Annotated in this window: 18 protein-coding genes and 2 pseudogenes; 11 read left to right on the top strand and 9 right to left on the bottom strand. The window is 74.1% G+C overall.

The window, feature by feature from the left end; genetic code table 11:
• The coding region (locus ACIQAK_RS06990; protein WP_401847863.1) for a DUF397 domain-containing protein at positions 1 to 179 on the bottom strand (179 nt) is incomplete at its 3' end.
• Complete coding sequence (locus ACIQAK_RS06985) at positions 176 to 1,015, bottom strand: Scr1 family TA system antitoxin-like transcriptional regulator (RefSeq protein ID WP_366387256.1); 840 nt, start codon at positions 1,013 to 1,015, stop codon at positions 176 to 178. The genes ACIQAK_RS06985 and ACIQAK_RS06990, both read right to left, overlap by 4 nt.
• Before the next feature lie 94 nt (positions 1,016 to 1,109).
• Between ACIQAK_RS06985 and ACIQAK_RS06980 the strand changes: the two genes are divergently transcribed.
• The 4 genes and pseudogenes from ACIQAK_RS06980 to ACIQAK_RS06965 all read left to right on the top strand — a co-directional run bounded on the left by ACIQAK_RS06980 (position 1,110) and on the right by ACIQAK_RS06965 (position 2,762).
• The gene (locus ACIQAK_RS06980) at positions 1,110 to 1,379 is read left to right on the top strand and encodes a hypothetical protein (protein ID WP_366387255.1); all 270 of its coding nucleotides are present in this window, start codon (positions 1,110 to 1,112) and stop codon (positions 1,377 to 1,379) included.
• Between the two features lie 19 nt (positions 1,380 to 1,398).
• Entirely contained in the window at positions 1,399 to 1,779 is a 381-nt protein-coding gene (locus ACIQAK_RS06975) for a hypothetical protein (RefSeq protein ID WP_366387254.1), read from the top strand.
• 98 nt (positions 1,780 to 1,877) lie between these two features.
• The gene (locus ACIQAK_RS06970; RefSeq protein WP_366387253.1) at positions 1,878 to 2,339 is read left to right on the top strand and encodes a hypothetical protein; all 462 of its coding nucleotides are present in this window, start codon (positions 1,878 to 1,880) and stop codon (positions 2,337 to 2,339) included.
• Between the two features lie 24 nt (positions 2,340 to 2,363).
• A pseudogene (locus ACIQAK_RS06965) lies at positions 2,364 to 2,762 on the top strand (hypothetical protein).
• A 49-nt stretch (positions 2,763 to 2,811) separates the two neighbouring features.
• Here the strand turns inward: ACIQAK_RS06965 and ACIQAK_RS06960 are convergent.
• Positions 2,812 to 3,081 carry a hypothetical protein gene (locus ACIQAK_RS06960; protein ID WP_366387252.1) on the bottom strand — a complete coding sequence of 90 codons (270 nt, stop codon included), beginning with the start codon at positions 3,079 to 3,081 and terminating at the stop codon, positions 2,812 to 2,814.
• A gap of 687 nt (positions 3,082 to 3,768) precedes the next feature.
• On the opposite strand from ACIQAK_RS06960, the gene ACIQAK_RS06955 reads away from it, so the two are divergent.
• Both ACIQAK_RS06955 and ACIQAK_RS06950 read left to right on the top strand, forming a co-directional pair.
• Positions 3,769 to 4,110 (top strand): RNHCP domain-containing protein, encoded by a 342-nt coding sequence (locus ACIQAK_RS06955; RefSeq protein WP_366387803.1) that lies wholly within the window; start codon positions 3,769 to 3,771, stop codon positions 4,108 to 4,110.
• Entirely contained in the window at positions 4,107 to 4,526 is a 420-nt protein-coding gene (locus ACIQAK_RS06950) for an RNHCP domain-containing protein (protein ID WP_366387251.1), read from the top strand. The genes ACIQAK_RS06955 and ACIQAK_RS06950 overlap by 4 nt, the downstream gene beginning before the upstream one ends.
• Positions 4,527 to 4,823: 297 nt before the next feature.
• On the opposite strand, the gene ACIQAK_RS06945 is transcribed toward ACIQAK_RS06950, so the two are convergent.
• The 3 genes and pseudogenes from ACIQAK_RS06945 to ACIQAK_RS06935 all read right to left on the bottom strand — a co-directional run.
• On the bottom strand, positions 4,824 to 5,681 hold the full coding sequence (locus tag ACIQAK_RS06945; protein WP_366387250.1) for a sugar phosphate isomerase/epimerase family protein: 858 nt from the start codon (positions 5,679 to 5,681) through the stop codon (positions 4,824 to 4,826).
• The gene (locus tag ACIQAK_RS06940; RefSeq protein WP_366387802.1) at positions 5,678 to 6,859 is read right to left on the bottom strand and encodes a dihydrodipicolinate synthase family protein; all 1,182 of its coding nucleotides are present in this window, start codon (positions 6,857 to 6,859) and stop codon (positions 5,678 to 5,680) included. Before ACIQAK_RS06940 ends, ACIQAK_RS06945 begins: the two co-directional genes overlap by 4 nt.
• A 165-nt stretch (positions 6,860 to 7,024) precedes the next feature.
• A pseudogene (locus ACIQAK_RS06935) lies at positions 7,025 to 8,167 on the bottom strand (Gfo/Idh/MocA family protein); the annotation flags it as partial.
• 110 nt (positions 8,168 to 8,277) lie between these two features.
• On the opposite strand from ACIQAK_RS06935, the gene ACIQAK_RS06930 reads away from it, so the two are divergent.
• From ACIQAK_RS06930 to ACIQAK_RS06910, 5 genes are all read left to right on the top strand, one after another.
• Positions 8,278 to 9,354 (top strand): LacI family DNA-binding transcriptional regulator, encoded by a 1,077-nt coding sequence (locus tag ACIQAK_RS06930; RefSeq protein WP_366387249.1) that lies wholly within the window; start codon positions 8,278 to 8,280, stop codon positions 9,352 to 9,354.
• A gap of 143 nt (positions 9,355 to 9,497) precedes the next feature.
• Positions 9,498 to 12,602 carry a type 2 lanthipeptide synthetase LanM family protein gene (locus tag ACIQAK_RS06925; RefSeq protein WP_366387248.1) on the top strand — a complete coding sequence of 1,035 codons (3,105 nt, stop codon included), beginning with the start codon at positions 9,498 to 9,500 and terminating at the stop codon, positions 12,600 to 12,602.
• 92 nt (positions 12,603 to 12,694) lie between these two features.
• On the top strand, positions 12,695 to 12,889 hold the full coding sequence (locus ACIQAK_RS06920) for a hypothetical protein (protein ID WP_366387247.1): 195 nt from the start codon (positions 12,695 to 12,697) through the stop codon (positions 12,887 to 12,889).
• A 70-nt stretch (positions 12,890 to 12,959) separates the two neighbouring features.
• Positions 12,960 to 15,875: an AAA family ATPase gene (locus ACIQAK_RS06915; protein ID WP_366387246.1), complete on the top strand. Its 2,916-nt coding sequence runs from the start codon at positions 12,960 to 12,962 to the stop codon at positions 15,873 to 15,875.
• Positions 15,876 to 16,272: 397 nt separating this feature from the next.
• On the top strand, positions 16,273 to 18,129 hold the full coding sequence (locus tag ACIQAK_RS06910; RefSeq protein WP_366387245.1) for a BTAD domain-containing putative transcriptional regulator: 1,857 nt from the start codon (positions 16,273 to 16,275) through the stop codon (positions 18,127 to 18,129).
• Positions 18,130 to 18,137: 8 nt separating this feature from the next.
• Here ACIQAK_RS06910 and lanKC read toward each other — a convergent pair whose 3' ends face one another.
• The 3 genes from lanKC to ACIQAK_RS06895 all read right to left on the bottom strand — a co-directional run bounded on the left by lanKC (position 18,138) and on the right by ACIQAK_RS06895 (position 22,593).
• Positions 18,138 to 20,756 (bottom strand): class III lanthionine synthetase LanKC, encoded by a 2,619-nt coding sequence (lanKC, locus tag ACIQAK_RS06905; protein ID WP_366387244.1) that lies wholly within the window; start codon positions 20,754 to 20,756, stop codon positions 18,138 to 18,140.
• 65 nt (positions 20,757 to 20,821) lie between these two features.
• Positions 20,822 to 22,153: an MFS transporter gene (locus tag ACIQAK_RS06900; RefSeq protein WP_366387243.1), complete on the bottom strand. Its 1,332-nt coding sequence runs from the start codon at positions 22,151 to 22,153 to the stop codon at positions 20,822 to 20,824.
• 281 nt (positions 22,154 to 22,434) lie between these two features.
• Complete coding sequence (locus tag ACIQAK_RS06895) at positions 22,435 to 22,593, bottom strand: hypothetical protein (protein ID WP_366387242.1); 159 nt, start codon at positions 22,591 to 22,593, stop codon at positions 22,435 to 22,437.
• Between the last annotated feature and the right edge of the window lie 130 nt (positions 22,594 to 22,723).

Below are 22,723 nucleotides of genomic sequence, written 5' to 3'. Positions count from 1 at the left end.
ACGAAGGCGGTGAACGCGGCAGCGGGGAGGCTGAGCACCGGGCCGTTCACGTTCTTCGAGTCGCGTACGGGGACGATGCCGGTGGTGGACGCGGTGCCCGGGGCCCACTCGACGCAGGTGCCACCGTTGTTGCTGTAGGAGGACTTGACCCACTGCTGGGTCGTCGTTTCGGTCGTCACGAGATGCCCTTTCGAAGCTGGTGGATCACGTCCACGGAGTCTGTCTGCGACAGAGACACGGTCTGCAACTGATGGTAGGCCCTCACCAGCGGCAGTACAGAGCCGATTTCACGGTCCAGATAGCCCTGCGTCTCGGACTCGACATAGGAGACCACGGACCGGTTCTCCAGCGTCAGCAGGTTCACCGCTCTATCGAAAGGGCGGCGTTCGCCGATGCTGTAGGGGGCGATCTGAAGCGTGGTGTCGGGCTGCGCGGCGAAGTCGACCAGATGCTGCAACTGCGCGTCCATGACCACAGGGCCGCCGACCGGTCGGCGGATGCAGCTCTCGTCCAGTACCCCGATCAGGACCGGCGGCACGGGCCGTACTAAGGCGGATTGCCGCTCCATGAGGAACGAGACGCGCTCGTCGGCCTGTTCACGCGTGATGACCCCTCGCTCGACGGCGCTGTCAGCCAGCGCTTGCGCGTACTCCTTCGTCTGAAGGGGACCAGGGATCAGGCCCGACTCGAACAGCCTGATCTCCGCCGCCCCGCCCTCCAACGCCACGTACTCCGGGAAGCCCTGCAACAGCACCCCGTGCTTGATCTTCCGCCACTCGCGCTCGAACGAATCGACGGTTTCCGTGAACCCCAGTGCGACATCAACGGCGATCGAGAACTTGCGAGTTGGGGACTTGTTGCATGTTTCCACCCCGGAGATGTGGCGCCCGGTGTACCCGATCCGCCTGGCGAGATCGTCCTGCTTCCAGCCCCGAGCCTCGCGCGCACCGCGCAGCCGTGCGCCGTAGGCCGCCTCCGGGCCCCCCAGCGGGTTGAGTTCCTTACGGTTTACCAACGTACCCCCCAGCTTCGAAACGTTGATGCCTGCCTCAACGCTAGGTCACGCTGAGCCGCCCCGGTAGTCAATCAACTACGGAGAGGAGCTATCGGTGTACGACGAGAACGTGCGTCCGAATACCCAGCAGCCTCCTGACCTTCCGGCTCTCCCCGCGCCCGGCGCTCTCATGGTCGACACCAGCCGCGCCGACCGGGTGGGCGAGTTCCGAGGGGTCGCCGGCGCCCGCTGGGCCCTCCGTCCCGTGGGCGGCGGGCGCGAGTGGGAGGCCGAGCCCCGGCACGTGCGGCCCGCACTCCCCATGGAGCAGCTACGGGCCCGTACCGCATGGCTCAACGCCCGCAGTCGGGGGGAAGTGCTGTGAGAGCGCGCGTGGGTGCCGCATGAGGGATCTGGAGTACGTCGCCGCCGTCACCGCCACCGGCGGCGGGCGCACCGTCTGGCTCGGCGGGGTCGCCGTACCGAACCGCCGCCTCCTGCTCCGCTGGCTCCAGCGGCAGGCGCTGCGGCTGGCCGACGGGCACGGGCGCGATCTGCCACCCGCCTCCCCCTGGCTCCGGGCGCGGGACGTCCGGCCGGTCACCTTCCACGGGTCCGATGCCCCGGAAGGGCTGCGGGCGTGGGCCGGTGACGACCGAAGCCAGGACGAGGCCCTGCGCGCCCTGGAGTGCGGGCTCCCCGCCCTGCTCACCGTGGCCGACCCCGCCGTCGGGCTGCGCGTCACCCTCGCCGGCTGGCCGGTGGGGGCGGAGGGCCGGGCATGAGCGATGAGCACCGGGCCGAGGCGCCGGCCCTACCGTGCCCGGTCCGAGAGCCGGACGGGCCACGTCATCGGAACCACGAGAACTCCCGCGAGGAAGACGTGCTGCAATGCACCGCCGTGACCCACGTTCCGTACGCCGAGGCGCTCCTCGCGCTCGCCACCATGGAAGGCCGGCCCGTGCGCCCACCCGACGTCCTCGACCAGGACGAGTTCCTGCTCTGCGAGCTGGGCGAGCACGACGAGTCCGCCCAGCACGCCGCCCACCTCTGGGCGGCCGACACCCCCGACGACCGGGACCTGTGGCTCGTGTGGACCGGGACCTGCGCCCACCGCGTCTACCGGCTCGACGTCCTCCCCCTGTGCCCGGCCGTCCTCCGCCACCTGGTCACCCGCACCATCACCTCGTGTGCGTACTACGACCACCACCCCGGTCCGCACTCCTTCTCCGTGACCGACCCCCTCGGCGACCTGATCACCGAGCACATCCACGGCGAGGTCCAACGGCGGGTTTCCGATGCAGATACCGATACCGATACCGACGCCGACGCCGACGAGCTCTGACGGAGAACGGAGGTCTTCCGCCCCATGAACCCCTGCACCGCCGTAGCTCTGCTGCCGCCTCCGGAGCACGTGGTCCGGCTCGCCGCTCCCGGCAGCCGTCCGGAGGCCGGGTACGTCCTGTGCGAACTGGGAGACGGGCATGATGGCCAGCACGCGGCCCTGCTCTGGGACGACGACACGACCGGCGAGGGCGTCTGGGTGCGCTGGAACGCAGGTCGCGCGACCCTCGCCGGACTGGCCTGATGCCCCGCCTTCGACGCGCGCGGCGAGGACGCGTGCGGGCTGTTCGCCGGGCACCCCTCCGCGCACGACTGGGACGTCTCCGACCCGGTCCTCACAGCGGAGACGGCCTTCCTCGCGAGCCAGTACCCGCATCTCTTCCCTGAGGGTACGGAGGGGGGCGGGCAGCGCGGACCCCGCTGACGTACAGGTCAAGGCGGTAGGGCCGCGGGGCCGTGTTCGCAGGCGTAGGTCAGACGGCCCGGGTCAGCTTCTTCGACGTACTGCAGTGGCTGGTCCGGGTGTGGCGCCACAGCTGGACGACCGCCAGCCCGAACAGGGCGGTGAAGGCGGCGAGCAGGATCGCCGCGATCCCGAGCTGCCGGCCCGCGCCGGCCTCACGGTCCAGTTGGAGGACCAGACCCAGCAGGGAGAGCATCATTCCGACCAGGTACACCGAGCGGACGCGCCGGAGCTGGCGTACAGCGCGAGGGGCGAGAGCTACACGCTTCATGAAGGCCATGGATGGCTGATACCCAACCGGCGCCCGCCCACGCGCCGGAAGGCGTGCTTCACCGCGCCTGTCACCCGGCTGACCCGCCTCACCCGGACGTCCGCCCTCCTCCGCGAGGCAAACCGACCCACAACGCCGCACCGGCAGCCACCTGCTGGCAGAACGGACGCTTGGACGGCTACCGTCTCCACGCTCTCGGGCACGACGTACTCGGGCCGGCGCTTCCGGGCCACGATGACTCGGGACTTCCCCACTCCGAGCGGCGCGGACGAGGCGGTGCGGTGCCGGGCGAACCTCGGGGCTACGGAATTCGCCTCGTACGGGCGAGCGTGCCGCCGGGCGTAATTCGGTGGTCCGTCCGTAGCCTCCGTGGTTACGGTGTCCGCACCTCCGCCGCGGTGCCGACCGCAGGTGACCTCTGGGCGTCAGCCCTGGAAAGCAGTTGATGTATGCCCCGGCCAGTGATTCCGAGCCTCCCTCGTCGCGCCTGTGGCGCCGGGACGACCGGGCCTGACCGCATGCGCAGCCGTACGTTCACCGTCTGCTGACGCTCCACGGCCTACGGCCCTTCCCCACGCCCTTGGACGCTCCGGCCCTCCGCCGCGAGGGGTGCTCGGTACTTCCCTGCTGCTTTGTTCCTCACCTTCGGCAAGGAGTATCCGGGTGTCACACGACCACCTCCAGCACCGCTCAGCCATGTCCTCCCTCTCCACCTTCACCTGCGTCCGCTGCGGACTGACCGTCGCCGCGTTCGCTCCCGACAGCAGCCGGCGCAACCACTGCCCCAGCTGCCTGCACTCCCAGCACCTCGTCGACCACGTCGAGGGCGGCCCCTCCGACTGCGAGGGCCGGATGACCCCGATCTCCATCGCGGTGCTCCGCACCGGTGACTGGATGGTCGTCCACCGCTGTGTCCGCTGCGACGAGCTGACCTCGAACCCCGTCTGCGGGGACGACAACCAGCTCATCCTGATGCGGATGGCCGTACGTCCCCTCGCGCAGCCGCCGTTCCCGCTCGAAGCATTCGGTGACCTGTGACGCGGCGCAGAGCCCGGCCGACCGGGCAGCGCCGGCCCCAGCGGGCGAAGGACGTCCTCCACGGGCCGGCCGGGGCGCGCGGCGACGCGTTCCGGTGTGTCGGCTGCCGACTCGATGTCTCCCTGGTCGCGCCCGGCACCGCCCACCGCAACCACTGCCCGTCCTGCCTGGTCAGCCTGGACGTCGACCGGCGGGTGCCGGGTGACCGGGCGGCGGGCTGCGGCGGACGGATGACGGCGCTGAGCCTGTCGGTGCGGCAGGACGGGGAGTGGATGCTCATCCACCTCTGCCTGACCTGCGGCGAACTCAGTGCCAATCGCATCGCGGGCGACGACAACGCGCTGGCCCTGATCCGGCTGGCGCTGCGGCCGCTCGCGGACGCCGGTATCCCCGCGCGGGTCATGCTCGCCCTGTGATCCGCGAAGAGTGCGGGAAGAGTGCGTGACTGGGGCCGTCCGGTGTTTGCCGGGCGGCCCCCGGAACCGTGGTTCGTCAGCCAACGGTCCCAGAGAGCCACCGGTCCGAAAGCGGGGGCCGGAAAGCAAGAATGGGGCCCGGCCTCGCGGCCGGACCCCCCTCGCTTTCCCCCCGTCGGGTCTTCCCGTTCCCCCCGGACCCCTCCCCGGAAGTCCCGACGCCATGTGTGACCCGGGAGGGTACGCAAAGGTTGCAGCCCTTTACGATCTCTTTACCTTCGGCCTCGGTCAACGCTCTCAGCAGGCATGTTGCAGGTAGCGGTCCGCCACTTCGGCCAGGACTTCGGCCCCGTCACGGGCCCAGAGCTCCTCGTTGAAGATCTCCACCTCGATCGGGCCGTCGTAGCCTGCGGATTCCACTTGCCGGCGGATCGAGCGGAGGTCCACGCTTCCGTCGCCCAGTTGGCCCCGGCCCAGCAGAACGCCCGCCGGGAGCGGGGTGATCCAGTCGGCCAGCTGGAAGGAGTGGATGCGGCCTCCCGCTCCGGCGCGAGCGATCTGCGCGGGGGCCCGGTCGTCCCACCAGACGTGGTAGGTGTCGACGACCACACCCACCTGGTGGGCCGGGAAGCGCTCGGCCAGGTCCAGGGCCTGGCCGAGCGTCGAGACCACGCAGCGGTCCGAGGCGAACATGGGGTGCAGCGGTTCGACCGCCAGGCGTACGCCGCGCTCCGTCGCGTACGGGGCGAGTTCGGCCAGCGCGTCGGCCACCCGCTCCCGTGCGCCGTACAGGTCGCGGCTGCCGGGCGGGAGGCCGCCGGAGACCAGGACCAGGGTGTCCGTGGACAGGGCCGCCGCCTCGTCCACCGCCCGCCGGTTGTCGTCCAGGGCGCGGGTCCGCCCGGCCGGGTCCAGGACGGTGAAGAAGCCGCCCCGGCAGAGGCTGGTGACGGTGAGCCCGGCGTCCGCGAGGAGCGTCGCCGTGCGCTCGACGCCGTACGCCTGCACCGGAGCCCGCCACAGGCCGACCTTGCCGATGCCCGCCTTGACGCAGCCCTGCGCCAGCTCGGGCAGCGACCACTGCTTGACGGTCTCCTGGTTGAGCGAGAGGCGGGAGAGGGGATCGGGCGCGGGTGGCCGTGGGGTCGTCGTCATGGTGTTCGTCCGTGGACCGCGAGGAGCGCTCGCATACGGTGTGCCGCCAGGTCCGGGTCGGGGAACAGGCCCAGCCCGTCCGCCAGTTCGTACGCCTTCGCCAGGTGCGGCAGCGAGCGCGCCGACTGGAGGCCGCCCGCCATCGTGAAGTGGCTCTGGTGGCCGGCCAGCCAGGCCAGGAGCACCACGCCCGTCTTGTAGAAGCGGGTGGGTGGCCGGAAGAGGTGGCGGGAGAGTTCGACCGTGGGGTCGAGGAGGGCGCGGAAGCCTGCGGTGTCGCCTGTGTCCAGTACCCGTACCGCGTGTGCCGCCAGCGGGCCCAGCGGGTCGAAGATGCCCAACAGCGCGTGGCTGAAGCCGCGTTCGTCGCCCGCGATCAGCTCCGGGTAGGTGAAGTCGTCACCGGTGTAGCAGCGCACCCCGCTCGGGAGGCGGCGGCGGACGTCGATCTCGCGGGCCGCGTCCAGCAGGGAGATCTTGATGCCGTCGACCTTGTCCGGGTGCCCGGCGATGACCTCCAGGAACGTGTCCGTCGCCTCGTCCAGGTCGGTGCTGCCCCAGTAGCCCTCCAGGGCCGGGTCGAACATCGGGCCCAGCCAGTGCAGGATCACCGGCTCCGACGCCTGGCGCAGGAGGTGCGCGTACGTGGACAGGTAGTCCTCCGGGCCCCGCGCCGCGCGGGCCAGGGCGCGGGACGCCATCAGGATCGGCTGTACGCCGTTCTCCTCGGCGAGGGCCAGCTGTTCCTCGTAGGCCGTGCGGACGTCGGCGAGTGCTGGTCCGCCGGTCGGCCCGGCATCCGTCGGTGCCGGACCGCCGGTCGGCCGCAGCTGGTCGGTGCCGACGTCGCAGGCGATCCTGCCGCCCACCGCCTTGGCCTCCGCCGCCGAGCGGCGGATCAGTTCGGCCGCGCCCGCCCAGTCCAGGCCCATCCCCCGCTGCGCGGTGTCCATCGCCTCCGCGACGCCCAGGCCGTGCGCCCAGAGGTGGCGGCGGAAGGCCAGCGTGGCCTCCCAGTCGACGGCCGCCGCGTCGTCGGGGCTGATGTCGGCGTACGGGTCCGCGACCACGTGGGCCGCCGAGAAGACCGTACGGGAGGTGGGCGGGAGCGCGGTGGGGGCGAGGTCGAGCGGGGTGGCGCGGGGGGTGTAGGGGCCCTGGGGCAGGTGGATGGTCATCGTCATGGCCGCGGCTCCCCGGCGTTCCGTCGGCCGGAGGGGACAGCGGCGGGGGCCGCGCCCTCGCCGAGGTGGCGGGTCACCGTCGCGGGGGCCGCGCCCTCGCGGAGGTGGCGGGTCACCGTCGCGGGGCCCGCGCCCTCGCGGAGGTGGCGGGTCACAGCGTAGCTCCGGCACCTCGAAGCGGCGGCCCTCGGCGGACGACTTCAGTCCCAGTTCGGCGAGTTGGACGCCCCGCGCGCCCGCCAGCAGGTCCCACGTGTACGGCTCGTCCAGGGCGACATGGCGCAGGAACAGCTCCCACTGCGCCTTGAAGCCGTTGTCGAACTCCTGGTTGTCGGGGATCTCCCGCCACTGGTCGCGGAAGGACTCGGTGACCGGGAGGTCCGGGTTCCAGACCGGCTTCGGTGTCGAGGAGCGGTGCTGGACGCGGCAGTTGCGCAGGCCCGCCACGGCGGAGCCGTGCGTACCGTCGACCTGGAACTCCACCAGCTCGTCGCGGTTGACCCGGACCGCCCAGGAGGAGTTGATCTGCGCGACCGCCCCGCCCGCCAGCTCGAAGATCCCGTACGCGGCGTCGTCGGCGGTCGCCTCGTACGGCTTGCCGTGCTCGTCCCAGCGCCGCGGAACGTGCGTCCGCACATGGGCCGTTACGGAGGTGACCTGGCCGAACAGCTCGTGGAGCACGTACTCCCAGTGCGGGAACATGTCCACGACGATGCCGCCGCCGTCCTCCGCGCGGTAGTTCCAGGAGGGGCGCTGGGCCTCCTGCCAGTCGCCTTCGAAGACCCAGTAGCCGAACTCCCCGCGTACGGACAGGATCTCGCCGAAGAAGCCGCCGTCGATCAGGCGCTTCAGCTTCAGCAGGCCCGGCAGGAAGATCTTGTCCTGGACCACGCCGTGCTTGATGCCCGCGTCCCGGGCGAGCCGGGCCAGGTCGAGGGCCCCCGCGGCATCGGTGGCGGTCGGCTTCTCGGTGTAGACGTGTCTGCCCGCCGCGATCGCCTTCTTGACCGCCTCCACCCGGGCCGAGGTGACCTGGGCGTCGAAGTAGAGGTCGATCGTGTCGTCCGCGAGCACCGCGTCCAGGTCCGTCGACCACTCGGTCAGGCCGTGCCGCTCGGCGAGTTCCGCCAAGGCGTGACCGCGCCGGCCGACGAGCACGGGTTCGGGCCACAGCACCTCGCCCCCGCCGAGATCCAGGCCTCCCTGTTCGCGGATCGCCAGGATCGAACGCACCATGTGCTGCCGGTACCCCATGCGTCCGGTGACGCCGTTCATGGCGATGCGCACTGTCCTGCGTGTCACGAAAGTCCCTCCATACAGCCGTAGCAAGCGCTTTCTATACGAGATGACGCTAGCCTGCCGACAGCGGCCGGACAAGAGGTCGCCGCACGGCACCCTCACGGAGGACAGCGATGACAGTCACCCTGGCGGACGTGGCGGCTCGCGCCCGGGTGTCCCCGGCCACCGTCTCCCGCGTGCTGAACGGCAACTACCCGGTCGCCGCCTCGACCCGGGAGCGGGTCCTGCGGGCGGTGGACGACCTGGACTACGTGCTCAACGGGCCGGCCAGCTCCCTGGCGGCCGCCACATCGGACCTGGTCGGCATCCTGGTCAACGACATCGCCGACCCCTTCTTCGGGATCATGGCGGGGGCCGCCCAGACCCAGATCGGCGGGCCCGGGGACGGCTCCGGGCGGGCGGGCGGCGAGAAGCTGGCCGTCATCTGCAACACCGGCGGCTCCCCCGAACGCGAACTCACCTATCTCACCCTCCTCCAGCGCCAGCGCGCCGCCGCCGTCGTGCTCACCGGCGGCGCGGTCGAGAACCCGGCGCACCAGGCCGCGATGGCCGCGAAGCTGGCCAAGCTCGCGGACGCCGGCACCCGGATCGTCTTCTGCGGCCGGCCCCCGCTGCCCGAGGGGGACGCCCTCGTCGCCGCGCTCGCCTTCGACAACCGGGGCGGCGGCCGGCGCCTGACCGAGCACCTGATCTCGCTGGGCCACCGCAGGATCGGGTACGTCGCCGGGCCCCCGGAGCGCACCACCACCCGGCACCGGCTGGAGGGCCACCGCGCGGCCCTGCGGGGCGCGGGACTCCAGGCGGAGGCCGGTGACCAGGAGCGGCTGACCGTGCACGGGCCCTACGACCGGCGCTCCGGGTACGAGGCCACCCTCGACATACTGCGCCGGGACCCGGACGTGACCGCCGTCGTCGCCGCCAACGACACCGTCGCGCTGGGCGCCTGCGCCGCCGTACGGGACCAGGGGCTGCGCATCCCGCAGGACATCTCGGTGGCGGGCTTCGACGACCTGCCGTTCTCGGTGGACGCCGTGCCCGCTCTGACCACCGTGCGGCTGCCGCTCTTCGAGGCGGGCGCGCGGGCGGGCCGGCTCGCCATGGGAAAGGAGAACCCGCCGCCCGGCGGCATCGCCACCATCGCGGCCGAGCTGATGATCCGGGGGTCGACGGCCCCGCCCCGGGTGGGCTGAGGCCGGCGGGGGGGGCTGCTCCGGGAGGGCTCGGCCGGCCGGGGGGCGAAAGATGGGGGCAACTCCCCCATGCGCCCCGGGCGCCTCCCCCACCAGGATGGACGCGAGCGGTCCGGTGGGCCGCTCCCGACCTGGGAGGTGCGGTGGAGAAGGAACTGATCGGCAGCGGCGGTACGGGGGCTGCTGCCCGTCTCGCTCCCCCGGCCGCGAACGGGACCGCGGCGGCGGTACGTACGAACGGGACGGGCGGAGCCCACACCGTCGGCGGGTGTGCTCGCGCCACCACCGGCCCGGGCGCCTGCCCCGCCACCGGCCCCGACACCGGTAACGGTCCCTGGTGGCTTCCCGGAGTCGTCGGGGAACTGCCCCTGGGTGAGCCCGACTGGGTGTGCTTCGTCCGGGACGTCATCGCCGACGCACCGCCCCGGGCCGTCGTCCCCGCGCGGGACTACCCCGGACTCTCCGGATTCGCCCTCGTCGTGGCCCCGTTCGCCGAACGGGCCGCCGCGCGGCTGCTGACCTCGCCCTCGAACAACGCCGTACGGGCCGGGACCGCCGTCGGGCTCGCCCCCGTACTGGAGGACTTCCGGTCCCATCTGACCCGGCGGCTGGCCCGGCTCGCGGCGCGGACGCTCGTGCTGGAGCTGCACAAGGCGCGGCGGGCGGGGCGGCTGGCCGGGGACGGGCCGAAGGAGCGGTTCCGGGACTTCCTGCGGCTGACGGCCGGGCGGGACGGGCTCGCGGCCTTCCTCACCGGCTATCCCGTACTGGCCCGTGTCCTGGCCCGGGCGAGCCTGGCCGCCGCCGACGCCTTGACCGAGATGCTGGGCCGGCTCGCCGACGACCGGGAGCTGCTGGCCGCCTCCGGTGTGCTCGGCGACCGGGGGGCGGGGGGCGCGCCGGGGGCTCTCGGCGGCGGGCGGGGGCCCGGGTCGCTGACCGGCGTCGAGGCCGGTGCGGGTGACAGCCATCGCGGGGGCCGCTCGGTGATGCTGCTGCGGTTCACCGACGGCACCCGGCTCGTCTACAAGCCGCGCCCGCTCGCGGCGCACCGGCACTTCAACACCGTCCTGGAGTGGTTCGGTTCCCTGCCCGGGACACCGTCGCCGCGGGCGCTGCGGGTGCTGGACCGGGGCGACTACGGGTGGGTGGAGTTCGTCGAGGAGCGGCCCTGCACCTCGCCGGCCGAGACCCATCTCTTCTACCGGCGCCAAGGCGCGCTGCTGGCCCTGCTCCACCTGCTGGACGGGACCGATCTGCACCAGGAGAACCTGATCGCCTGCGGGGCGCACCCGGTCCTGGTGGACGTGGAGACCCTGTTCCACCCGCCGCTCTCCCAGGCGCACTCCGCCGACCCCGCCGCCCGTGCCCTGCACGCCTCGGTCCACCGGGTCGGGCTGCTGCCCCAGCTGCTGGTCGGGGACTCGGCCGCGCTCGACGTCTCCGCCATCGGCGGCGGCCGGGCCGCCTCCTCCCCGATCGAGACGGCCGACTGGGCGGACGCGGGCACGGACACCATGCGGCTGGTGCGGCGCTCGGCGCGGTTCACCGAGTCCGCCAACCGGCCCCGGCTGGAAGGGGTCGCGGCCGACCCGTCCGCGTACACCGACTCCCTGTGCGAGGGGTTCCGGGCCGGCTACACCGCGATCAGCGACTACCGTGACGAACTTCTAGGCCAACGGGGCCTGTTGACCGCCTTCGCGCAGGACGAGGTACGGGTGGTGCTCCGGCCGACCTGGACCTACACCACCCTGCTCGACGAGTCGACCCACCCCGACCTGATGCGGGACGCCGCCGAGCGCCACCAGGTCCTGTCCCTGCTGCGCACCCCGGCCCTGGGGGTGCCCGCGCTGCCCGGTCTGGAGGACGAGGAGATCGAGGAGCTGTGGGCCGGTGACGTGCCGGTCTTCCTGACCCGGCCGGGCGCCACGGAGCTGTGGAGCGGCACCGGGCGCGGGGTGCCGGTCGCACCGGGGCCCACCGGGCTGGTCCGGGTCGAGGAGAAGGTGCGGGCCATGGACACGGTGGACCGCCAGGACCAGGAACGGATCATCCGGGCCGCCATGGTGTCCACCTCGCCCGAGCCGCCGCACCGGGCGGGCGGTACCGCGCGGGCCCGGACGGCCGCCACCGCGCCCGAGCCGGAGCAACTCCTCTCCGCCGCACGCTCGGTGGGCGACCAGCTCGTCTCCCTCGCCTACCGGCACAAGGACCGCACCAACTGGATCGGCCTGGAACTCCTCGGCGAACGCTACTGGCGCCTCACGCCGATGGCGGCCGACCTCGCCGGCGGCTACACCGGCCCCGCGCTCTTCCTCGCCCAGCTGGCCGCCCTCACCGGCGCCGAGCGGTACGCCGAGACGGCCCGCGAGGCGCTGGCCCCGGTGCCCGGACTGCTGGACGCGCTGCACGGCCGGGTGGACGACCTCGCGGTGCTGGGCTCGGGGGCCTTCGCGGGCCTCGGCGGCATCGCGTACGCCCTGGCCGAGGTGGGTTCGCTGCTCGGCGACCGTACGGTGGGCGACCTGGCGGGCCCGGCCACCCGGCTGGCCTGCGCGGCGAGCGCCGCCGAGGACGGGTACGGGGTGCGCGGCGGGGCGGCCGGCGGGCTGGCCTGTCTGCTCGCGGTGCACCGCACCACCGGCCGGCCCGAGGCCTGGCGGGGGGCCGAGCGGTGCGCCGAGCGGATCTCCGTCGCCCCGCTCCCGGTGGCCGGGGGCTTCGCGGAGGGGGCCGCGGGCGTCGGCTGGGCGCTGCTGCGCTTCGCCGCGGCGGGGGGTGGTGAGCAGTACCGTACGGCGGGGCTGCGGGCCCTGCGCCGGGCGACCGTCGAGGTGACCGGTGGCCGGGCCTGGTGCGAGGGGGCCGCCGGGGTGGCCCTCGCGGTCGCGGACAGCCCGGACGCGCTCGCCGATCCGGACCTGTCCGGCTGGCTGGCGGAGCAGGCCGGTGAGCTGGCGGACTGCGCCCCGCTCGCCGACGACAGCCTCTGCCACGGTGAGCTCGGCCTGCTGGAACTGCTCGGCCACAGCGCCCTGACCGGCGACCGCACACCGTGGGTGCGCCGGGCCGGGACCCTGCTGGCCGCCGCCGACCGGACGGGCCCGCGCTGCGGGGCCCCCGGACACGTTCCGCACCCGGGGCTGCTCACCGGCCTCTCGGGGATCGGGCACGGACTGCTGCGGGCGGGGTTCCCCGACCGGATCGGCTCCGCGCTGCTGCTCAACCCGTCCGCGGGGGCCGCGTGATCCCTCGGGCCCGTGGCCGGTCAGTCTTTCCACCCGTACCGCAGCACTGTGTTGACCTACCGTCAGAAACTCCGGCAGAGAATGAGGCAGAGATGACGCACATCGGCGAATCGGCGATGCAGGGATCCGGCAAGCCCGCGCACGAGGGCTCCTACGACCACCCGGCCGGTCAGATATCCCTCGGCATCGGCGGCGGGCTGGGGATGCGCAGCAGGCTCCTGAGCGCTTCGGAGGGCGAGACGGGCAACACCATCGACCTGCCGTGGACCACCATGATTCCCCTTTAGCCACCCTAGGGCCGCATTGTGGCGCATTGGACCACTGCCGCATGAGTTACGACTCAAGTAGCCTGCGGCCATGCGTGCCACTTCGCCGGTCATCGTCGGGCGGGACGAGGAGATCGGCCTGCTGAGCAGCGCCCTGGACGCCGTACGACGGCGTTCGGGGCGCGCCTTGTTCTTCGTCGGTGAGGCGGGGATCGGTAAGTCCCGGCTGACGGGTGAATGCGCTTACCGCGCCTATGGACTGGGCATGCCGGTGCTGCGGGGCCGGGCCACCTCGACCGGCCTCGTCGTGCCGTTCCGGCCGCTGGTGGAAGCGCTCTCCTCCCGTTTCCGGGCCGCCGGCACACCGACCGACCCCGAGCTGGCCCCGTACCATCCCGCGCTGGCCCGGCTGGTCCCCGAGTGGCGCCAGGAGGCCTCCCCCGGCTATCCGGAGACCGTCGTCGAGCTGGCGGAGGCGCTGCTGCGGCTGCTGTCCGTGCTGGGCCGGGAGTCCGGCTGCGCGATCCTGCTGGAGGACCTCCACGACAGCGACACGGAGACCGTCGCGGTCGTCGAGTACGTCATCGACAACCTCGCCGACCTGCCGATCCTGCTGCTGGGCACCCTGCGCCCGGAGCCGGGGGCCGCGCTCGACCTCGTACGGTCCGCCGAGCGCCGCCAGGCCGCTGTCGTCGGTGAGCTGAAGCCGCTCGGCGACGACCAGACGCAGGCGCTGACCGGCGCCTGCCTGGAGGCGCCGCCGGAGGAGATACCCCCGGTGGTGCACCAGCGGCTGGCCGAACGCGCGGGCGGCAACCCGTACCTGGTGGAGGTGCTGCTCGCGGATCTGCTCGACACCGGCCAGTTGCGCCGGGCGGAGGGCGGCTGGGAGGCGGCCGACGATCCCGGCGGGCCGGTCCCCTCGGGCATCGTGCGGAGCTGGACCCGCAGACTCGACCGGCTGGACGAGCCGGTCCGGGACCTCTTACTCGCGGCGGCCACCCTGGGCGGCCAGTTCTCGGTCTCGGTGCTCCAGACCGTCACCGGTTTCGAGGACCGGGCCCTCTTCACCCATCTGCGGTCCGCCGTCGAGGCGGGCGTGATCGCCCCCGACGGCGCCGCCCCCGACCGCTACGCCTTCCGGCACTCGCTCACCGCCGAGGCCCTGATCTCCTCCCTGGCCCCCGCCGAGCGCGCCTCGCTCGCCCGCCGCGCCGCCGGGGCGATCGAGCACTCCGGCCACCCGCTCGACGAGGACGGCCAGCAGCTCGCCGCCTCCCTCCACCTGGCCGCGGGCAACCGGGCGGGTGCCGCGCTGCGGTTCGCGGAGGCCGGAAGACGGATGCTCGCCTCAGGGGCCCACGGCTCGGCCGTGGTGCTGCTGGAGCGGGCCTGCCCCCTGGCCGCCGACGCCGACCGGGCCGCCATCGCCGAGTCCCTGGCGGTCGCCCGGGCCGAGGGCGGCGATCTGGACGCCGCACTGGAGCTGGCGGAGTCACTGCCTCCCGTCCCGGCCCGCACCGAGGCCGCCGACCGGCGCGGCGAGGTCCACATCAAGATCGCGTGGGTGGCCGTCATGGCCGAGCGGGCGGCCGACGCGGCCCGCCAGATCGACGCCGCCCGCACCCTGCTCGGCCACGAACCGGCCCCCGGCCGCCGGGCCGCGCTCGCCGTCGCCGACGCCCACCTCGCGCTGCTGCCCGGACAGGAGCACCGGTGCCCCTCGGAGACCGAGCGGGCCGCCCGGGAGGCCGCGGAGATCGCCGAGGCCGAAGGGCTGCCCGTGGTCGCCTGCCAGGCTTGGCAGTTGCTGGCGCTGCTGCTGCGGGAACGGGGGTTCGACGCGGCGGACGCCTGCCTGGAGCGGATGCTCGCGCTCTCCACCGAACATGCCCTGCCCGTCTGGCGGGTGGAGGCGCTGGTGCGGCTGGGGGCCAACGCCTTCATGCGGACGGGGGACGCCTCCCGGCTGCGCTCGGCGCGGGCCGCGGCCACCGAGCTTGGCGCGCTGTTGCTGACGCAGACGGTGGACGGGCTGCTCGCGATGAACGCGGTGCTCTGCGCCCGCTGGGACGAGGCGCAGGAGATCATCGACCGCTCGCTGGAGGCCAGCGCCCGGGTCGGCAACCTCTCCGCCCACCGCTATCTGCTGCTCTCCGCCGCCACGATGGCCGCGCACCGGGGTCGGCGGCGGGACATGGAGCGGGCGCTGGCCGCGTTCCGGCGGGCGGGCGGTGAGCAGTCCCTGCTCGTGCCGCACCAGTTGGGGCTGTGCAAGGCGATCGGCGCCCTGCTGGAGGAGGACCGGGAGCGGGCGCTCCTGGGGCTGGACGCGGTGCTGGCCTGGGAGCGGGACCACCCCAGCTACTTCTACCTGAGCGGGAGTTACGGGCTGCGCCCCTTCCTGCGGGTGCTGTCGGGTGCGGCGGACCGGGACGAGTTCGACGCCGTACGCGCCTCGCCCGGGGCCGGTCTGGCGTGGAACGGGCAGTTCCTGGAGTTGGCGGACGCGGTGTTGCTGGGCCGGGCCGGCGACCCGGCGGGGGCCGCCCGTCTGGTGGCCTCCTTCGACGCCCGGGCCGCGCCCTTCCCGGTCGCCCGCCACCTCGGCCTGCGCCTGGTCGCGGACGCGGCGGGCGCCGACGGGTGGGGGGAGCCGGTGGCCTGGCTGCGCCGGGCGGAGGAGTTCTTCTACGGGGTCGGGGTGCAGCCGGTCGCCTCCGCGTGCCGGGCGGCGTTGCGGCAGGCGGGGGCGAGCGTCACCCAGCACCGGGGCGGCTGGGACCGCATCCCGCTGACGCTGCGGACCAGTGGGGTGACCCCGCGCGAGTACGAGGTGTTCGTGCTGCTCCCGGAGCGGCCGGGCAACCAGCAGATCGCCCGGCGGCTCTCCATCTCGCCGCGCACGGTGGAGAAGCACATGGCCAGCCTGCTCAGCAAGACGGGCCGGGCGGACCGCTCGGCGTTGTGCGAGTTCGCGGCGGAGTGCGCGGTCGAACCGGCCTGAGCGCCACGGGTGGCAGGCGTGGGCGGCCTGCGAGGGCGGGGGTTTGGGCGGCCTGCGGGGGCGGGGACGGGGGCGACAGGTGGCCTGAGCGCCGCGAGCGGCAGACGTGGGCGGCCTGCGGGGGCGGGGGTTTGGGCGGCCTGCGGGGGCGGGGACAAGGGCGACAGGTGGCCTGAGCGCCGCGGGTGGCAGGCGGGGGCGGCCTGCGGGGGCGTAGGCGGGGGCGGCCCGCGGGCCGGGGGTCTGCCCCCACAACATGGGGGCGCGGGGCGGTTTCGGTCGGGTGTGCGGGCGGAACATGCGGGCAGTCCCCCGATGTGCCGGTGCCCGTAGGGCGCCAGGATCGAGGTGTGCGTACGGCAGTCTGCCGCCCGTCCCCGCTTCCGGAGGCCCGCTGATGACCCGACCTCCCGCCCGTCCGGCCCCCGCCGGTGCGGTGTACTTCTCGCTGCTCGGTCCGCTCACCGCCGTACGGGACGGCCGTCCGCTCCCGCTCGGGCCGCGCAAACAACGCCTCGTCCTCGCCACGCTGCTCTCCCGCCCCAACACCCCGGTCCCGGTCGATGTGCTGACCGACGCGGTGTGGCCGGACGACCCTCCCCGCACCGCGCGCAAGAACCTCCAGGTCTATGTGAGCGCCGCCCGCGCCCTGCTGGGCAGCACCGGGGGCGGCGACCGGGTCGTGCACGGCTGCGGCGGCTACCGGCTCAGCATCGACGAGGGCGAGCTGGACACCCTGCGCTTCCGGTCCCTGGCCCGCGCCGGGCGGGCCGCCGGTGAACGCGGTGACCTGCGGACGGCGGCCCGGCTGCTGCGCGAGGCGCTGGACCTGTGGGAGGGGCCGCCGCTGAACGACCTGCGGGACTCCACCGGGGTGGCCGAGGAGGCCGAGCGGCTGGAGGCCCGCTGTCTGACCGTGTACGAGGACTGGGCCGAGACCGAGATCGAGCTCGGCCGGGCCGCCGTCGCGGTGGACGGCCTGCGGGATCTGGTGGAGCGCCATCCGCTGCGGGAGCGGCTGAGGGCGGCCTGGATGAACTCGCTGCACCAGTCCGGGCGGCAGGCGGAGGCGCTGGCGGTGTACGACGACTACCGGCAGCTCCTGGCGCGGGAGCTGGGGCTGGAGCCGAGTCCGGCGATGGCGTCCCTGTACAAGGCGATGCTCGGCCGGGGCCGTGCGCCCCGGTCCGCCGGGACCTCCCGGGACACCGCGCGCGGTACGGCGCTGCCCGCCGCCCCCAGGGACTTCACCGGCCGCCGCGAGGAACTGCGCGACCTGCTCGCGGTGCTGGGCTCCCCGGACGAACGCGTGGTGGTCGTCTCGGGCCCCGCCGGCTCCGGCAAGTCGGCCCTCGCCCTGCGGGCGGCCCATCTGCTCGGCGACGGTTTCCACGACGGCCGGTTCCACGTCCAGGTCCGGCGCGAGAACGGCACGGCCCGCACCCCGGCCGAAGTCCTGGGCGAGCTGGGGCGGTTGTGCGGGGTGCGGGTCCCGGTGGTTCCGGCGGGGCCGGCCGGGGCGGAGGGCGGGCCGGCCGCGGCGGTGTCGCAGGAGGCGGAGGACGCCTGGCAGGAGTGGCTGTCGCTGCACCGGGCGCTGATCGTCCTCGACGACGTACCGGACGAGGCTTCCGTACGCGGGCTGCTGCCCCGGTCCGGGCCGTCCTCGGTGGTGCTCACGGCGCGCGGGCAGCTGGCGGGGCTCGCCCCCGTGCACCGGATCGCCCTGGCCGCCCTGGCGGACGGCGAGGCGCTGGAGCTGCTGGGCCGGCTGATCGGGCCCGGGCGGCTGCGGACGGACCCGGGGGCGGCCCTGCGGATCGTGCGGGCCTGCGGGGCGCTGCCGTTGGGGGTGGGGGTGAGCGGGATGCGGCTGGCGGTGCTGCGCCATCTGCCGCTGGCGGAGTACGCGGACCGGCTCGGCGACCCGTCGGCGGCCCTGGACGAGCTGGTCGCCGGGGACGTCTCCGTACGGCTGCGCATGGCGTGCGGCTGGCAGGACCTGGCCCCGGACGACCGGCGGGCGCTGGGGCGGCTGGCCGGTCCCGCTCAGGCGGGCGGCTTCACCCTGGACGGGGCGATGGAGGCGCTGGGGTGCGAGGAGCGGGCCGCGATCCGTACCGTCGAGTCGCTGATCGACGCGGGGGCGGTGACCTCGCCGGCCGGGGAGGTCACCGCGCACGCCGCGCTGTACGAAGTGCCGCGGCTGCTCTGCCTGTACGCCCGGGAGCGGGCGGGGCTGGAGGGGGCGTGAGCCGGCCCTCACCCCAGGGTGAGCAGGTCCAGCAGGCCGGGGCCGAGCATGCCGGGGCCGGCGGTCCTGGCGGTCTCGTCCGTCCCACCGGTCCCGTCCGTTCCGCCCGACAGGAAGTCCAGGGACAGCAGCAGTCCGGCCGCCCCCGTGGCCAGGTCGGCGGAGCAGCGCCGCAGCGTGGCGCCCGGGACGAGCAGCCGGTCCTCGTCGGCGACCAGGTGCCAGGTCAGGTTCCGTACGGAGGCCAGCACCTCGGGCCCCGTACGGCCGTCGGGTGACAGCTGTCCCGCCGTGGCGACGAGTCCCGCCCGCCCCGTGAACAGCCCTGGCTCCCGGACGAACTCCATGGCGCAGCCCTTGCGTACGCCGGGGATCAGGGCGCGCAGGGCGGGGTCCTCGTGCCGCGCCGTGTACGTCTGGGCGAGCAGCGCCACGCCCGCGCTGCCCTGGTTCAGGTAGAGCAGATGACGCACCCCGTCCCTCACCTGGACCGTGCCGTCGTCCATGGTGACGAGGTGTCCGGCCTCACGCTCCAGGGCGGTGCGGGCGGCCTCGCGCAGCCACCCCTCGCCGGTCAGCGCGTGCAGTTCCAGGTGGAGCAGGGCGGCTCCGCACAGTCCGCGCAGCAGTCCCGCCGACTCCGGGAGGCGCACCCCGTCCACGTGCTCGCCGCGCACCAGCCGGTCCAGCTCCCGGGCGGTGCGCAGGGCGGTGTCGGTCAGCCGCTCGTCCGGGGTCGCGGAACCAGCCCGGGCCATCCGAAGAGCGGCGAGGGCGAGGCCCGCGCGCCCGGTGAACAGGTCCGCCGAGGGAACAGACGGCGCGGCGGACCGCGCCCGGTCCCACAGCTCCCGGCCCTGGTCGGCGCGGCCCAGGAGCGTGAGCACCAGGGCCGTGCCCGGCAGCCCGTCGTAGAGGCCGCCGGCTTCGGCGGGGTCCCTGCGGAACGCCGTGGCCGCGAGCCAGTCGGTCCACTCCTCCGGGACCGGGGCGCCCGTGCGGTGCAGGGCGTACAGGACCCCGGCCGCGCCGTGGGCGAGGTCGGTCCCACCGGTGGCGAAGAGGCCCGGCCCGCCCGGGAAGAGGCGGTCCGTCCGCTCGGGGGTGGCTCCGGCGTGCAGGCCGGCCAGCAGGCCGGTACGGATGCCCGCCCAGTCCACCTCCGGCCCGTCGAACAGGGCGGCCACCTCGGCCTCGCGCCGCCGTGAGGCGTCCAGGCCGTAAAGGAGTGCGGGCCTGCGCGGGCCCGCGTCGGCCGGCAGACCGTACCGCCGGCGGGCCCAGCGCTCCAGGGTCAGCGCCTTCGCCCGCTCCAGCCCGGCCATCTCCGTGAGCGGCATCAGCATGGTGAGCCAGGTCGCCCAGAGCGCGTACGCGTCGGCCTCCGCACCGGGCGTGCCGGGAGGTGCCTGGAGGCCCTGGGCACCGGCCAGCGGGGTGTCCTGGTCGTCGAGCCCGGTGGCGTACTCGAAGTCGACGAGGGCGATCCGCCCGTCCGGCCGGACGATGATGTTGGAGGGGTGCAGATCGCCGAAGCGCAGCCCGCGCGCGTGGATCGCCTCCAGCGCCCGGGAGAGCTCCCCCACCATCGCGTCGGTCCAGGCGACGTACGGGGCGAGTTCGTCCGCCGTCACCGCCCCGCGGACGAGGGCGAAGCGGGCGACGATCTCCTCCAGGAGGGTGTTCCCCTCGATGTGCTCCTCGATCAGGAAGTGGTGCTCCCAGACGGTCCGTACGCCGTACACCTCGGGTACGCAGTCCAGTCCGGCCAGTGTGGTCAGCGCCCGGTGCTCGCGGTGCAGGCGGGTGACGGCGTCGTCGCCCGCGCCGTCGAGGCCGCAGTGCGGACGCGCCTCCCGCAGCACCACGCGCCGGCCCGTCTCCCGGTCCGTGGCCAGGTAGATCCCGCCCGCGTTGGAGAACTGGAGGGCCTCGGTGACCGTGTAGGGGAAGGTGTCGTCGCGGGCGGCGGCGCGGGCCGCGAGGTGCGGGCGCAGGAACGGCGGCACCTCGACCCAGGGGGGCGTACGGAAGACGACGCCGCGCTCGTCCGGGACCAGAGCGCCGGAGAAGTCCCGCAGGGCGAGGACCCGGCGGCCCTCGGCGTCGCCGCACCAGCGGGGCACGTAGCCGCCGTAGCGCGTGTAGACCGGGGCGTCACCGATCCGCAGATCGCTGAGCACGTAGGGGCCGCTGCGCCCCGCCAGGGCCTGGGAGAGTTCCTCGGCCATCGACTGGAAGGCGGTGTCGTCGGGCGGGTAGACCGCGATGAACTTGCCCGCGCCGCTGCGGTTCATGTGCTTGTCCGCCATCAGTGACAACGCCCGGGCGCTGCGCAGGAACTTGAACGGCACGCCGTGGGACAGACAGACGCGCGCGGTGTCCCGCAGGGTGGCCTCGGCCTCGTCGGGGACGGTGGAGACATGGATCTTCCAGCCCTGTTCGGCGAGCCGGGCGTGCTCGGGGACGAGTGAGGTCCACAGCCCCACGGCCTCGCGCCGCCAGCCCGCCGGGGGCGGGTCGGTGTCGAGCCGGTAGCGGGAGTCCTCGTCGGGCAGCCGGGCCGGGGTGTCGTAGTACGTACGGTCGGCGAGGCAGTAGAGCTGGGTTTCCTGGACGCCTGGCACGCTCGGCCTCTTTTCGGGGGGTGGGGCTGCTCGGGACTCGGGACTCGGGACTCCCGGTGCGGGGGTCAGGCTCCGGGGGCGACGTGCTCCTCGCGCCCGGCGGCGGGTGCCGCTCGGTCCGCTGGTTCCGCACGGTCCGCTGGTCCCGCTCGGTCCGCTGGTTCCGCTTCCTGGGGCGGGGCGGGCCGCCGGGGCGGGGCCGGCTCGGCGCGCGCGGAGGGGGCGAAGGTCACCACGAGGGCCGACGCGGCGAGCACGCAGCCGGTCAGGGTGAAGGCCCACCGGGCGCCGAAGGACATCAGCAGGGCACCCCCGGCCAGCGGCCCGAACGGCTGGACCATGGAGGACAGGAAGCCGGCCGCGCTCTGCACCCGGCCCACCTTCTCCTCCGGGGTCACGACCAGCAGCTTCGAGAGGAACCCGATGCTGGCGACCGTCGACAGGAACATGCACAGCGCGCACATCAGCCCGGCCACCACCGGCCGGCTGAGCCAGGCCATCACCCCGGCGGCGGCCACACAGGTCCAGCAGGTGGCGACGATCAGGGTCCGGGAGTGCCGGTCGGGGCTGATCCGCGGTGCGAACAGTGCCCCGGCCAGGGCGCCCGCGGACACGCAGCTGATGACGAAGCCGCCGCCGATACCGGACCGGCCCCCGTCGGAGAACGCGGTCAGGGCGATGAAGGTGAGGGCCCCGAACGCGAAGTTCATGCCCAGGCCGAAGATGAGGAGGACCGTCCGCAGATAGGGCATCTTCCACAGGAACGCCAGGCCCGCCGTGAGTTCGCGCTTGCTGAACGCGGAGCCCGCCGTCGTCCGGGCCCGGGAGCGGGTGCGTACGAGGGCGACGCAGACGGTCGACGCGAGCAGGCCCAGCGCCTCCACCGCGAACGGCAGGGCCGGGTGGAGGCCGAACAGTGCGCCCCCGACGAGCGGCCCGACCAGCCGGGCCGTCTGGGTGCGCGCCTGGAGCCGTGCGGTGGCGGTGCCCATCTGGTCGGCGGGCACGACGGCGCGCATCAGGCCGAAGACGGCCGGCGCGTAGACGCTGCTGATCACCGCGCCCGCCGCGGCGACGAGCAGGACGAGGGCCATGGGGGCGTGCCCGGAGAAGACGGCGATGGTCAGGGCGGTGACGACACTCAGGCTGCCGATGTCGCACAGCCGCATCAGCCGGCGGCGTTCGATCCGGTCCGCCATCACCCCGCCGGGCAGCATGGTGATCAGGACGGCACCCACGGACACCATTCCGACGGCCCCGGCCTGCACGGCGGAGCCGGTCTCCCCCAGGACCAGCAGGGGAAGGGCGAGGGCGCTCATCTGCCCTCCGAGGACCGCGAAGAGGCCGCTCAGCCAGAGCAGCCGGAAGTCCCGGTTATCGCGTAGCGGCTTGGTCATCGTGGTCTCCCGGTGATGGGCGGGGTCGGTGGCGGTCGGGGGCGGTCATGGGTGGGTCGGTGAGGTGATGGGCGGGTCGGTAGCGGCCGGGGGCGCGGGTGGCCGGGAGCCCGGGTGGCCGGGGGCGAGGTCCGTTCAGCGGGGGGGCGTTGCTCGTCCGGGGCCGGAATCGACGGCGGGGCGGTTCCGTCGTGACGGAACCGCCCCACATCACCGGCCGGCCGGGCGCCACGGCGGGGAGGTCTGCCTCAGCCTCCGTGGCGCCGCCCCGGTGCGCCCGGTCAGTTCTCCAGGACGACGCTGAGCACGCTGACGCAGCTGCCCGGCACCTCGACCTTGTCGACGGAGGTCTCCTGGAGGTCCAGCACGGAGTGCGCCTCGACCTCGGGGGTCTCGGTCTCGTTGTTGTCGTCGGCCGCGGGCTTCGTGTTCTCGGACATGGTGGTCTCCGTCCACTCGTCACTGCTGGACCCGGAATCCGTCGGCTGTGTACCGCGGTCTCCGGTGCGGCTGGCCGGTGCCTGCCGTTGCCGAGAAAGTTAGGAGGGCCGGCCTGGCGGACGCTTCGGC

Source organism: Streptomyces sp. NPDC088706 (assembly GCF_044752765.1).
GTDB lineage: Bacteria > Actinomycetota > Actinomycetes > Streptomycetales > Streptomycetaceae > Streptomyces.
The sequence above is the reverse complement of the archived record's forward strand: the minus strand, read 5'-3'. Positions and strand labels throughout refer to the sequence as shown.